The 12,429-nt window shown below is 44.4% G+C and carries 13 protein-coding genes; all 13 read left to right on the forward strand.

Features of this window, described 5'->3' with window-relative positions; genetic code table 11:
• The first annotated feature begins 29 nt into the window (after positions 1 to 29).
• The 13 genes from flhF (at position 30) to J5X92_RS01000 (ending at position 12,421) form a co-directional block, all read left to right on the forward strand.
• Positions 30 to 1,421 (forward strand): flagellar biosynthesis protein FlhF, encoded by a 1,392-nt coding sequence (flhF, locus tag J5X92_RS00940; protein ID WP_013785091.1) that lies wholly within the window; start codon positions 30 to 32, stop codon positions 1,419 to 1,421.
• On the forward strand, positions 1,418 to 2,284 hold the full coding sequence (locus J5X92_RS00945; RefSeq protein ID WP_208804266.1) for a MinD/ParA family protein: 867 nt from the start codon (positions 1,418 to 1,420) through the stop codon (positions 2,282 to 2,284). The genes flhF and J5X92_RS00945 overlap by 4 nt, the downstream gene beginning before the upstream one ends.
• Positions 2,281 to 3,012: an RNA polymerase sigma factor FliA gene (locus J5X92_RS00950; protein ID WP_013785089.1), complete on the forward strand. Its 732-nt coding sequence runs from the start codon at positions 2,281 to 2,283 to the stop codon at positions 3,010 to 3,012. The genes J5X92_RS00945 and J5X92_RS00950 overlap by 4 nt, the downstream gene beginning before the upstream one ends.
• A 36-nt stretch (positions 3,013 to 3,048) precedes the next feature.
• Complete coding sequence (gene cheY, locus J5X92_RS00955; protein ID WP_025254383.1) at positions 3,049 to 3,432, forward strand: chemotaxis response regulator CheY; 384 nt, start codon at positions 3,049 to 3,051, stop codon at positions 3,430 to 3,432.
• A 34-nt stretch (positions 3,433 to 3,466) separates the two neighbouring features.
• Complete coding sequence (locus tag J5X92_RS00960) at positions 3,467 to 4,231, forward strand: protein phosphatase CheZ (protein ID WP_013785087.1); 765 nt, start codon at positions 3,467 to 3,469, stop codon at positions 4,229 to 4,231.
• A gap of 12 nt (positions 4,232 to 4,243) precedes the next feature.
• Positions 4,244 to 6,460: a chemotaxis protein CheA gene (locus J5X92_RS00965; protein ID WP_126871968.1), complete on the forward strand. Its 2,217-nt coding sequence runs from the start codon at positions 4,244 to 4,246 to the stop codon at positions 6,458 to 6,460.
• A gap of 30 nt (positions 6,461 to 6,490) precedes the next feature.
• Positions 6,491 to 7,621, forward strand: coding sequence for a chemotaxis response regulator protein-glutamate methylesterase (locus J5X92_RS00970; protein ID WP_013785085.1), 1,131 nt, complete (start codon positions 6,491 to 6,493; stop codon positions 7,619 to 7,621).
• A 71-nt stretch (positions 7,622 to 7,692) separates the two neighbouring features.
• Positions 7,693 to 8,457 carry a ParA family protein gene (locus J5X92_RS00975; protein WP_013785084.1) on the forward strand — a complete coding sequence of 255 codons (765 nt, stop codon included), beginning with the start codon at positions 7,693 to 7,695 and terminating at the stop codon, positions 8,455 to 8,457.
• Positions 8,458 to 8,463: 6 nt separating this feature from the next.
• Positions 8,464 to 9,315 carry a chemotaxis protein CheW gene (locus J5X92_RS00980; RefSeq protein ID WP_013785083.1) on the forward strand — a complete coding sequence of 284 codons (852 nt, stop codon included), beginning with the start codon at positions 8,464 to 8,466 and terminating at the stop codon, positions 9,313 to 9,315.
• Positions 9,290 to 9,781 (forward strand): chemotaxis protein CheW, encoded by a 492-nt coding sequence (locus J5X92_RS00985; RefSeq protein WP_013785082.1) that lies wholly within the window; start codon positions 9,290 to 9,292, stop codon positions 9,779 to 9,781. The genes J5X92_RS00980 and J5X92_RS00985 overlap by 26 nt, the downstream gene beginning before the upstream one ends.
• Before the next feature lie 89 nt (positions 9,782 to 9,870).
• A complete protein-coding gene (locus J5X92_RS00990) occupies positions 9,871 to 10,311 on the forward strand; it encodes a DUF2802 domain-containing protein (protein ID WP_208804267.1) in 441 nt (146 codons plus the stop codon).
• Between the two features lie 100 nt (positions 10,312 to 10,411).
• On the forward strand, positions 10,412 to 11,350 hold the full coding sequence (gene metA / locus J5X92_RS00995) for a homoserine O-succinyltransferase (RefSeq protein WP_013785080.1): 939 nt from the start codon (positions 10,412 to 10,414) through the stop codon (positions 11,348 to 11,350).
• Positions 11,351 to 11,353: 3 nt separating this feature from the next.
• Positions 11,354 to 12,421, forward strand: coding sequence for a homocysteine S-methyltransferase family protein (locus tag J5X92_RS01000; protein WP_013785079.1), 1,068 nt, complete (start codon positions 11,354 to 11,356; stop codon positions 12,419 to 12,421).
• Positions 12,422 to 12,429 lie beyond the last annotated feature (8 nt).

Below are 12,429 nucleotides of genomic sequence, written 5' to 3' on the forward strand. Positions count from 1 at the left end.
TCTGACACTGGGTGATTGGAGAGTTTTCAATGAAAATCAGACGTTTCTTTGGCAAAGATATGCGAGAAGCTTTAAGCCAAGTTAAAGCGGAATTGGGCAGCGATGCCGTTATCATGTCAAACCGAAAGCTTGCTGACGGTATCGAATTGGTCGCCGCTTACGATAAAGAACCGGAAGCCAAACTGTCGATTAAAAAGCCAGCGCCTAGTGCAGCAGGGCGAGCGAAAGCGGCTGTTCCAAGTCTTAGCGAAATCATCGGTGATGATGGCCCAGATAGCTTAAAAGCGCTGTTGGAAAAACAACATGGTGGCAGTATTCAAAGCCCAGCTTCAGCACCTAGTGCTAACGCTCAGCATGCCAATAAAATTGCATCACACTTAGACTTTTCAGAAGCCTTTATCGACGATGTAGAAGCCAGTCAAGTCGCCTCAGAATTCCCAAGCCATCAAGCGTCAAGTCTTAATGAAAGCATTGATAACAGCAGTGCTCCTCAGTCTGACGAATTATCTCAAATTAAAGAAGAGTTGGCGTCACTACGAAATGTGCTTCAATACCAAGTTGCTGATTTGATGGAAGCAAAAAGTCGTCGTCAGCAGCCTGTACATCATTATTTAATTCAGCGTTTAACCGACATGGGGTTAAGCCAATCATTGGCAGAGCAACTGATTAGTTATACGCCGTCGCATTACAACGAGCGTGACGCTTGGGTATATCTTTTAAACCTATTGGCTAATCGCATTAATGTGACAGGTAACGATATACTTACGCAAAAGGGCGCAGTAGCGTTAGTGGGTCCTACCGGAACAGGTAAAACCACTACAGTTGCTAAATTAGCTGCTCGTTACGCACAGAAATACGGCGCCGACTCCGTTGCCATGATTACGATTGATACCTATCGTATTGCAGCGTTTGAGCAATTAGCCACATATGGAAAAATTATTGGCTGCACAGTGCGTAAAGCACAAAGTAGTGAAGAATTATCAGATTTATTGTTTCAATTACGCCATAAGAGACTAGTGTTAATTGATACGGCAGGCTTTAGTCAACGAGATAGTCGATTAATTAAACAGATAAATCAATTTGATAACGGTCAAATGCAGCCAGTGAAAAAATACCTAGTAGCGCAAGCGAATACCCAATATGCTGCATTACAACGTATTATAGATGCGTACGAAGGGGTGGAACTTAGCGGTTGTATCTTTACAAAGCTTGATGAGTGCTACTCTCTAGGCGAAGTGCTTAGCGCAGCGGTGGAGTACCAGTTACCTGTCAGTTATGTAACAGATGGACAGAAAGTTCCTGAAGACATTAAGATTGCAGAAGCAAAATCTTTAGTATCTGCTGCTGCAAAGCTTTATAAAAAGTACGGTTTGAATCATACTACTAGTAACAATGTGGTTAAAACAGCACGAGCAGTATGATTGATGATCAAGCGAGTAGCTTACGAAAAATGAAGCAATCACGATTAATCAAAGTTATCGCCGTCACCGGAGGTAAAGGTGGCGTTGGTAAAACAAATATTACGCTAAACACAGCTATTGCTATGGCAAAGCAGGGAAAGCGGGTAATGGTATTGGATGCAGACTTAGGTCTGGCCAATGTGGATGTAATGCTAGGATTGCGAGTAGAGAAAAACCTCTCCCACGTATTATCTGGTGAGTGTACCTTGGACGATGTTCTCGTTACGGGTCCTCACGGTATAAAAATAGCACCAGCCACATCAGGTTCTCAATCAATGGCAGAGCTATCACCAACGCAGCATGCAGGACTCATAAGAGCATTCAGCGAGTTGCGCACGCCCATTGATGTGCTTATTGTGGATACCGCAGCGGGTATTTCCGATATGGTGCTAAGCTTCTCCAAAGCCTCCCAAGATATTATGGTGGTAGTGTGTGATGAGCCCACTTCACTTACCGATGCCTATGCATTAATTAAAATTCTTAACCGAGAACACGGTGTCTTTCGCTTTAAAGTGGTCGCTAACATGGTCCGCGATGTTAGAGAAGGTCAGGAACTTTTCAGCAAATTATCTAAAGTAACAGGGCGATTCTTAGATGTTGCGCTAGAATTGGTAGCAATAGTTCCTTTTGACGAGAACATACGCCGAGCAGTACGTAAGCAAACGTCAATAGTAGATGCTTATCCAAGTTCACCCGCAGCGGTGGCGATTGGCCAGCTAGCAGCCAAAGCAGCTTCTTGGCCTATTCCTGCGCAACCAGGTGGCCATTTAGAATTTTTTATTGAACAACTAATAGCAGATAAAGCAGTAGGAAGTCAGCGTTGAATAGCAAAGCAGCCGCTTATCAACAGCAAACAGACAAGTCACAATTAGTTGAGCGTCACGCTTCGCTGGTGAAGCGGATAGCACACCACTTAATGGCGAGACTACCAGCCAGTGTTCTTGTCGATGATTTAATCCAGTCAGGTATGATTGGACTGCTAGAAGCTGCACGAAATTTTGACGGTTCCAAAGGTGCAAGTTTCGAAACCTTTGCAGGTATTCGTATTCGTGGCGCTATGCTTGATGAAATAAGAAAAGGTGATTGGACTCCTCGTTCCGTTCATAAAAACGGAAGGGCAATCACAGAAGCCATCTCTCAAGTTGAAGGTGAAACAGGCCGAGACGCGCGAGATGTAGATATTGCGGCTAAAATGAATGTCAGCATGCAAGATTATCATCAAATGCTGAACGAAGTGAATGCCGGGAAATTGGTGGGGATTGAAGACCTTGGGGTTTCTGAAGATGTCATTTCTACAGAAAAAAACCGAGGCAGCGACGCACCGTTAGAAGATTTGATGCAAGGGGCTTTCCAAAAAGCGCTAGCACATGCTATTACTACATTACCCGAACGGGAAGCGATTGTACTTTCTTTATACTATGATGAAGAACTGAATCTTAGAGAAATAGGCGAAGTTCTTGATGTTAGTGAATCGCGAGTAAGTCAAATTCATAGTCAGGCCATGTTAAAACTCAAATCACGAATGAAATCGTGGCAAGTTGACGAAGAATAGAAATTAATAACAATTAACCCCTCATTGGAGGCTATTTTGGATAAAAGTATGAAAATTCTCGTGGTTGACGATTTTTCTACCATGAGACGTATCATAAAGAACCTGCTAAAAGATTTGGGTTTTGCCAATATCCAGGAAGCGGACGACGGTAGCACCGCGCTGCCTATGCTACAACAAGGTGATTTTGACTTTGTTGTAACAGATTGGAATATGCCAGGTATGCAAGGTATCGACTTATTACGCGCTATACGTGCCGACGATAAGTTGAAACACCTACCGGTTCTTATGGTAACAGCAGAAGCGAAGAAAGAACAAATCGTTGCCGCAGCGCAAGCTGGTGTAAATGGTTATGTTGTTAAACCTTTCACTGCCGCTACGTTGAAAGAAAAACTAGATAAAATCTTCGAACGTTTAGGTTGATCCAGACGCTCACCAGAGAAATGAGGTTTACTGGATGTCGACAAATGAAAGTGTCTCCATAACGCTCGAAGAAGCCAAAAAATTGGTAGCGTATCTTGAAGAGGGCGATAACGCATCAGCGAACGCTGTCTTAGAAGCTGTTTCGATGAAAGAGTCCATTGAGCTCTTTGCTGAAGTGGGTAAATTAACGCGTCAACTTCATGACTCGTTGAATAACTTCCAAATCGATGAACGTATTAAAAATTTAACCGTTGATGACATTCCTGATGCGCAAACGCGACTGATGTACGTTATCGAAGAAACGGAAAAAGCTGCCAATACCACCATGGACGCAGTTGAAGAGAGTATGCCAATTGCTGAAGTGCTCTCTACCCGTATCGAAAAAATTATGCCGGAATGGAAGAAACTGATGAATCGTCAACTTGAGTTGGGCGAATTCAAAGTTTTATGTGCAGATTTAGACGAATTGCTAGAAGACGGATCGAAACAATCAGCTAAGCTTACATCATTGCTTACCGAAGTGTTAATGGCACAAGGTTATCAAGATCTTACCGGTCAAGTTATTCGCAGAGTGATTGAACTCGTAAAAGAAGTGGAAGATAGCTTAGTTAATATGCTGACGATGTTCGGTGAACCCGAACAGGCGGAGCAAGACAAGCCATTGGAAGCGAAAGTCGAAAAAGTTAACAAGATCGATAGTGTCGAAGCCGAAGGTCCAATTATTGATGCAGACCAACGCGATGATGTGGTATCTGGCCAAGATGACGTAGATGATCTTTTGTCTAGCTTAGGTTTTTAGGGGAGCGGGCGCATGGCGTTTGATGTTGACGAGGATATATTACAGGACTTTCTAGTTGAAGCTGGGGAGATCCTTGAACAATTACAAGAACAGCTCGTTGATCTGGAAAATAATCCTGAAGATGCAGATTTACTGAATGCTATCTTCCGTGGTTACCATACCGTAAAAGGTGGCGCCGGCTTTTTGTCGCTTACCGAATTAGTTGAAATTTGCCATGGTGCAGAAAACGTTTTCGATGTAATGCGAAACGGACAACGTACTCTTACGCCTGAATTAATGGATACCATTCTTCAGGCCACCGATGTAGTAGTCGATATGTTTGAGCGTGTTAAAGCGCAAGAACCACTAATTCCTGCAGACGCAAAGTTAGTTGATTTGCTGCATAAGTTAAGCACCCCAGAAACCCCAGACGAAAACATCTTTGGTGACAGTAGTGAAGCGGCTGAAGTCCCCGCTGCCGAAGAAGAATTCGCGTTAGAAGAAGCGCCTGTACCTGAAGCGCCTGCCGCAAGTAGCGATGGCGGCATCGACGAGATTTCTGAAGATGAATTTGAAGCCTTGCTGGATGAACTTCATGGTTCAAATGCCCCAGGTAAATCTGCGAAAGCAGAACCAAAAGCGGCAGCCCCCGCGGTTGGTGGTTCAGGTGATGATATTACCGACGATGAATTTGAAGCACTGCTAGACGAATTGCACGGTAAAGGTAAATTCAAAGAAGAAGAACCAGCGCCTGTAGCTGCGTCGAAAGCGGCAGCGCCTAGCGGTGAAGAAATTACCGACGATGAATTTGAAGCATTGCTTGACCAATTACATGGTTCAGGACAAGGCCCTACAGCGCAAGGTGCTGAACCAGCAGCAAATACGCCGCCCGTAGATAAAAAGGCGACAGAAGCAATTCAGAAAGCCAAGGCAGAGCAATCTGCCGCTAGTACGCCGGCTAAATCAACGCCTGCCGCAAAAGCGCCAGCGCCTAGTCCAGCAGCTAAAAAAGCGTCAGAGCCCGCTAAACCAGCGGCTAAGAAAGACGACAAAAAAGCAACCCCAGCACCTCCTCAAGCAGAAACTACAGTTCGTGTTGATACCAAGCGCCTAGACCAAATTATGAATATGGTTGGCGAGTTAGTATTAGTACGAAATCGTTTGCTGAGTTTAGGAATAACCAATGCCGACGAAAGTATGTCGAAGGCAATTGCTAACCTAGATGTGGTGACGGGTGATTTGCAGGGTGCGGTTATGAAAACCCGTATGCAGCCAATTAAGAAAGTGTTTGGCCGCTTCCCTCGCGTTGTTCGAGACTTAGCACGTAGTTTGAAAAAAGAAATTACCTTGGAATTGGAAGGTGAAGAGACAGATTTAGATAAAAACTTGGTAGAAGCATTGGCTGATCCCTTAGTTCACTTAGTAAGAAACTCAGTGGATCATGGTATTGAAATGCCTGATGACCGTGCTGCTACAGGTAAAACCCGAATGGGGACCGTGAGATTATCGGCTTCTCAGGAAGGTGACCATATCTTACTTACCATTGAAGATGATGGTAAGGGGATGGATGCTGAAAAACTGAAAGAGATTGCTATAAGCCGAGGTGTTTTAGACGCCGATGCGGCTGCGCGTATGTCTGATGTTGAAGCGTTCAATCTTATTTTTGCACCTGGTTTCTCAACGAAAACTGAGATTAGTGATATCTCGGGCCGTGGTGTAGGCATGGATGTGGTTAAAACAAAAATTAACCAGCTTAACGGTACTATTAATATTGATTCCCAGCTTGGGAAAGGTACTCGACTCGATATTAAAGTCCCACTCACGCTTGCAATATTACCGACCCTAATGATTGTGGTTGGGAAACAAACGTTCGCGTTACCGTTAGGTGCGGTCAACGAAATTATCAATATGGACATCAAGAAAACCAATACGGTTGATGGCCAATTAACCATGATAGTTCGTTCTAAAGCGATACCACTGTTCTTCCTCGGAGAATGGTTGATCCGCGGACCTAAAAATATAAGCAAAGAAAAAGGTCACGTCGTCGTGGTTCAAATAGGCACCCAGCAAGTTGGATTTGTTGTTGATGCGCTAATAGGCCAAGAAGAAGTGGTGATAAAACCATTAGATGCCTTATTACAAGGAACGCCAGGTATGGCGGGAGCAACTATCACATCCGACGGTGGAATTGCACTCATCTTAGATGTTCCTAGCTTACTGAAGCGTTATGCTAAAAAGCCCTTAAAGTAAAACGGCGTAACAAATAGGAAATTAACATCCATGGTCTTTAAAGTCCTGGTCGTGGACGATTCTACTTTTTATCGTCGTCGAGTTCGCGAGATTCTCGACGATGACAGAGAGCTTGAAGTTATTGGTGAAGCTCGTAACGGGCAAGATGCACTAGATAAAATAGATACACTGCTACCTGATGTAGTCACAATGGATGTGGAAATGCCGATAATGGATGGCATTTCAGCGGTAAAAGCCATTATGGAAAAACGGCCCGTGCCTATTTTGATGTTTTCGTCGCTTACGCACCATGGTGCACAAGCGACCCTAGATGCGTTAGAAGCCGGAGCATTAGATTTTCTACCAAAGAAATTCGAAGATATCGCCCAAGACCGTAAAGACGCAGCACGACTGCTGTGTACAAAAGTAAGATTGATTGCACGGCGTGGTGTCGGTATAAAACGCCCTGTATTAAAGCGTATTGAAAGTAGGAAGTTTCCTGATAACGCGCCGAAACCAGCGTTTTTCAAGAGTTCTAATCTACTTAGCGGAAGGAAAGATGCCACGAGGCAGCCCACCGTTTCCTCGATTAAGGCTTCTGGTAAAAGGTATAAGTGTTTAGCAATTGGAGCATCTACGGGTGGACCAGTGGCATTGCAGAAGATACTGGTAGCACTGCCATCAGACTTTCCTTATCCAATTGTGTTGGTGCAACATATGCCAGGCACTTTTACTAACGCATTCGCACAGCGACTTAATTCACATTGCGATATTGCGGTTAAAGAAGCTGAACATGGTGACATATTGAAACCAGGTTGCGCTTATTTAGCGCCCGGCGGTAAACAAATGTTGATAGAGAGTTCAGGCTCTCATAAGAAAGTAGTAATTACCGACGCTAACCCGTCTGATAAAATAAACTATAAGCCGAGTGTTGATTTAACCTTCGGTTCGCTGGCCAAAGCTTATGGTGGCGATTTATTGGGTATTATATTAACTGGTATGGGTGCAGATGGGCGAGAAGGTTGCCGGTTGATGAAAGACAACGGTGCCACTATTTGGGCGCAAGATCAGGATTCATGTGTTGTTTATGGCATGCCTCAAGCGGTAGCTGTTGCAAACATATCGGTTAACAGTATTGATATAGATGATATGAGCAGCTGTATCTTAACCGAAATGACATAGCCTAAGCGCAGCGATAGTATTGCCTGTGAGTGAATGACAACCCAAGTAAATATAAGCTGGGAATTAAAACGATGAAGGTGTGGACAGTTGCAAACCAGAAAGGCGGAGTTGGTAAAACAACAACAACAGTAACCTTAGGTGGTTTGTTAGCTCAACGCGGGAAGCGGGTATTGATGGTCGACACCGATCCCCACGCCTCATTGAGTTACTATTTTGGCATAGACGCAGAGTTACTCAGTCAATCTGTCTACGACATTTTTATTAAGTCTTCTGAAATTACTGCCGATATGGTCATGGACTGTTTGTGTCCAACTAAGCTAGATAATTTGTACGTTTTGCCCGCTACCATGGCGCTAGCCACATTAGACAGAACAATGGGTAGCGAGCAAGGAATGGGCTTAGTGCTAAAAAAAGCGCTGGCCAAAGTAGAGAAAGAATTTGATGTGGTCATTATTGATTGTCCGCCAGTACTTGGTGTACTTATGGTCAACGCATTGGCAGCATGCAATAAAGTGATAGTGCCGACACAAACAGAGTATTTGGCGCTGAAAGGCTTAGACAGAATGATACGCACTATGGAAATAATGGGGCGCTCTCTTCAAAAGTCTTTTGACACTGTGATTATTCCTACTATGTTCGACAAACGCACTAACGCGGCGCTTGAATCTAGAAAGCGTTTAATGAGCGATTATGGAGAGCGGGTTTGGCAAGGTGTAATTCCCGTAGATACGCATTTTAGAGATGCGAGTTTAGTACAGTTGCCAATTTCCGCAGCATACCCGAAAACCCGAGGGGTAACGGCTTATAGCAAGTTACTTGAGGTTTTGGAGAAGTAAAGTTAGATGAGCAATCAAGGACCTTTTGCACGGGAAGACGTTGTAGAGGCTTATCTCGATAGCCTATTAAAAGAGCCAGATGATCCGGCAGACGTGACTGCGCGAACGGCAAAATTGCTTGAGCAAGCGGTGCAAACGTTAGCCGAAGAAGCCACATTTGATGAAGCACCTACCACTGAACAAGTAGTGGTTGAAGAAGCCATTATTGAAGCAGTGTCATCTAGCACAGGCAAAGATGTCGAAGAAACTACGCAATACGAAAAAAGCGACTACAATGAAATAGATAATGAGACTGCTGAATCAGTCGATGCCTCTTCAGAAGAGGAGCAACCTTTAGAAAAAGCATTGTTGGTCGACAGCCTCGAAAATAATTTTCAGGCATTATTTTTTGAAGTGGCAGGGTTAACATTAGCAGTGCCATTAACCACCCTAGGTGGTATACATCAGATTGAAAAGATAGGCCCTCTATTTGGGAAGCCGGATTGGTTCATGGGGGTAATGATACATCGCGAAGAGAAGCTTAGCGTTGTAGATTCTGCAAGATGGGTCATGCCAGAAAAGTATGATGAGAGTCTCGCAGAGTCATTGAACTACCGATATCTTATTATGTTAGGGGATAGTTCGTGGGGATTGGCCAGTGAGAAACTGGTTAACACGGTCACCTTGGCAAAAGCTGACGTCAAATGGCGTGAGTCTACCGGTAAGCGTCCCTGGTTAGCGGGGATGGTTAAAGAGAAAATGTGCGCGTTAATTGACGTTAACGAATTAATATCTATGCTTAACAAAGGCTTAGGCAGTAACGACCAGACACCGAGTATTGGGAGCCAGGTTCATGAGCGACGAAAGAACGAACAGTAATACCACCGATAGTAACGATGAAGTCCTTCAATGGGTGACATACCGCTTAGGTGAGGAAACATACGGTATTAACGTAATGCAAGTACAAGAGGTATTGCGTTACACTGAAATTGCACCTGTACCCGGCGCACCTGACTACGTACTAGGTATCATTAACCTACGTGGTAATGTTGTTACGGTCATAGATACACGTGCACGTTTTGGATTACCACCAACAGAAATAACGGACAATACCCGTATTGTGATCATCGAGTCTGATGAACAAGTCGTGGGTATACTTGTTGATAGCGTGGCTGAGGTGGTTTACCTTCGCTCGTCTGAAATTGACAGTGCGCCAAACGTGGGTACTGAAGAAAGTGCTAAGTTTATCCAAGGTGTAAGCAACCGAGACGGTGAGCTTCTTATTCTCGTGGATTTAAACAAGCTGTTAAGTGACGAAGAGTGGGATGAACTAAGTTCAATTTAGTCAACCTACACGTCTAAAGGGCAGGTAACTAAGTTATCTGCCTTTTTTATTTCCGGTTTACATAGGTACGAATTAAGGCTTCTTCGCATATGGATCTGCAGTTTATTGCTCCAACAATCAACGAACTTATATTGCTTGCGCTTGTGATAGCACTTGGTGTTTTTGCAATATGGTTGACGTTTAAAGAGCGAAAAACACATGCGGCATTAAGCGAACTGCAAGACCAAGTAACGCGTAGAACCGATGACATGGATACCCAAATTCGAGATTTTGGTCATCAACAAAATGAAGCACAAACCCGCAGTTTAGTGGTTACTCGCCACTTACAAGCCCTTCAAGCTAAACAAGATGACTTTGAAAATCAGATCCGTGAACTAAAACTTCAAGACCCCTCCCTAAGGCTTTATCAGCGAGCGGCCGAGTTAGTAAAGCAAGGCGCCAGTATCGAGGAAGTGATGGAGGCATGTGATATTCCTCGTGCCGAAGCAGAAATGTTATTTATGGTACACAAACAATCCCCTTCTCAATAATGCCATTAAACGTCCGTTTAGACGTCTAGACGTAAAGATGTTGACATCTGTGTGGTAATTGCCACAATACAGTCATAGTAACTTATGACTGGAGCCTTCTATGCCAATTCGTATACCAGAACAACTGCCTGCGCAGAATGTGTTGTTGGGCGAAAACATCTTCACCATGGAGAGCAATAGGGCGGCGAATCAGGATATACGTCCTCTTAAAGTGGGTATCTTAAACTTGATGCCTAATAAAATTGAGACTGAAGTACAGCTGTTGAGATTACTTTCCAACACGCCACTTCAAATTGATGTAGATTTTATTCGCATCGATAGTCAGGCACCCAAAAATACCCCTCAGTCTCACATGGATGCTTTCTATCACGACTTTTCACAAGTGGCAGACAAAAAGTACGATGGGCTTATCGTGACTGGTGCTCCTCTAGCATTGTTGAAATACGAAGACGTAAAGTACTGGGATACCATGACTACCATTTTAGAATGGGCACAGCGTCACGTTAACTCCACGCTATATTTATGCTGGGCTGCACATGCTGCTATGTACCATTTTTATAACTTTACCCGCACGCTGCGCAAAGAAAAATTTTCAGGCGTGTTCGAGCACAAAGTAAACGACCCCCATAATGAATTATTGCGTGGCTTCGACCCGGTATTCTATGCGCCTCATTCTCGCTATGGTCATATCGATACCGCGAATTACAATAGTGTAGATGGACTGCATGTGGTGGCAGAGTCTGAAGAAGTAGGCGCTTATATTGTCGCCTCAGAAGATAAGCGCATGGTGTTTGTTACGGGGCATCCAGAATACGATGCTGATACCCTTGGCGATGAATATTTTAGAGACGTAAAGGCAGGGCAGACACCGTCTATACCCAAAAACTATTTTACGGATAACGATCCGACCAAGCCACCTATCGTCAGATGGCGCTCCCACGGGAGTCTGTTTTTTACGAACTGGTTAAACTACTATGTTTACCAAACAACGCCATATGACTTAAATCAGTTAGCTGAAAAATCACAGCCAAAGAGGTAACGCGTGAGTCAACATCCAGTTTCTAGCGCCCAAGCAACACTGCTACGCGCTGCACAACAACGTATTCTTGTATTAGATGGTGCGATGGGAACCATGATCCAGCAGCATAAGCTGGAAGAAGAAGATTACCGTGGTACCCAGTTTGCCGATTGGCACTGTGATGTGAAAGGCAACAACGACCTTTTAGCCATTACACAGCCGGATATTATTTATCAAATTCATTGTGATTACTTTGAAGCTGGCGCCGATATCGTTGAGACCAATACGTTTAATGCTACCACAATAGCCATGGCCGATTACGACATGGAAGCGCAGTCTAGAGACATCAATATTGCTGCCGCTAAATTAGCCAGAAAAGCCGCTGATGAGTTCACAGCGAAAACCCCTGATAAACCCAGATTTGTCGCTGGTGTATTAGGCCCAACGAATCGTACTGCGTCTATCTCTCCTGATGTTAACGACCCAGGTAAGCGCAACGTGACTTTCGACGCCTTAGTAGAAGCCTATACAGAGTCTACCGAAGCGCTAATCGAAGGCGGCGTAGATTTGATTATGCTTGAAACCATTTTCGATACGCTAAATGCTAAAGCGGCAGCTTTCGCCGTGGAAACCGTGTTCGAAAAACTAGGTAAGTATTTGCCAGTGATGATTTCAGGCACCATTACCGATGCCTCAGGCAGAACGCTTTCGGGGCAAACCTCTGAAGCCTTTTATTATTCAATGCGCCACATTAGCCCGTTTTCGTTTGGCTTAAATTGCGCTTTGGGGCCTGACTTGTTACGCCAATATGTTGAAGAAGTCTCTACCATTAGCGAGTGCCTTGTATCTGCTCACCCCAATGCGGGTTTACCCAACGAGTTTGGCGAATATGATTTAGAAGCGCCTGAAATGGCCGAGCATATCAAAGAATGGGCAGAGTCTGGATTAGTGAATATTGTAGGCGGCTGCTGTGGCAGTACGCCAGAACATATTCGTGCTATTGCCGAGGCAGTTAGCAGCATAGCACCAAGAAAGGTGCCTAAGTTCGAACCCAAAATGCGTTTGTCTGGCCTTGAGCCGTTTGTACATTAGGAGGCAGC

This window comes from Alteromonas sp. K632G, from assembly GCF_017653625.1.
Lineage (GTDB): Bacteria > Pseudomonadota > Gammaproteobacteria > Enterobacterales > Alteromonadaceae > Alteromonas > Alteromonas naphthalenivorans.

Excerpts from the sequence above, each read along its gene's own strand:
- flhF (WP_013785091.1), top strand. The coding sequence starts at position 30 with ATGAAAATCAGACGTTTCTTTGGCAAAGATATGCGAGAAGCTTTAAGC.
- J5X92_RS00945 (WP_208804266.1), top strand. The coding sequence starts at position 1,418 with ATGATTGATGATCAAGCGAGTAGCTTACGAAAAATGAAGCAATCACGA.
- J5X92_RS00960 (WP_013785087.1), top strand. The coding sequence starts at position 3,467 with ATGTCGACAAATGAAAGTGTCTCCATAACGCTCGAAGAAGCCAAAAAA.
- J5X92_RS00965 (WP_126871968.1), top strand. The coding sequence starts at position 4,244 with ATGGCGTTTGATGTTGACGAGGATATATTACAGGACTTTCTAGTTGAA.
- J5X92_RS00970 (WP_013785085.1), top strand. The coding sequence starts at position 6,491 with ATGGTCTTTAAAGTCCTGGTCGTGGACGATTCTACTTTTTATCGTCGT.
- J5X92_RS00975 (WP_013785084.1), top strand. The coding sequence starts at position 7,693 with ATGAAGGTGTGGACAGTTGCAAACCAGAAAGGCGGAGTTGGTAAAACA.
- J5X92_RS00980 (WP_013785083.1), top strand. The coding sequence starts at position 8,464 with ATGAGCAATCAAGGACCTTTTGCACGGGAAGACGTTGTAGAGGCTTAT.
- J5X92_RS00985 (WP_013785082.1), top strand. The coding sequence starts at position 9,290 with ATGAGCGACGAAAGAACGAACAGTAATACCACCGATAGTAACGATGAA.
- J5X92_RS00990 (WP_208804267.1), top strand. The coding sequence starts at position 9,871 with ATGGATCTGCAGTTTATTGCTCCAACAATCAACGAACTTATATTGCTT.
- metA (WP_013785080.1), top strand. The coding sequence starts at position 10,412 with ATGCCAATTCGTATACCAGAACAACTGCCTGCGCAGAATGTGTTGTTG.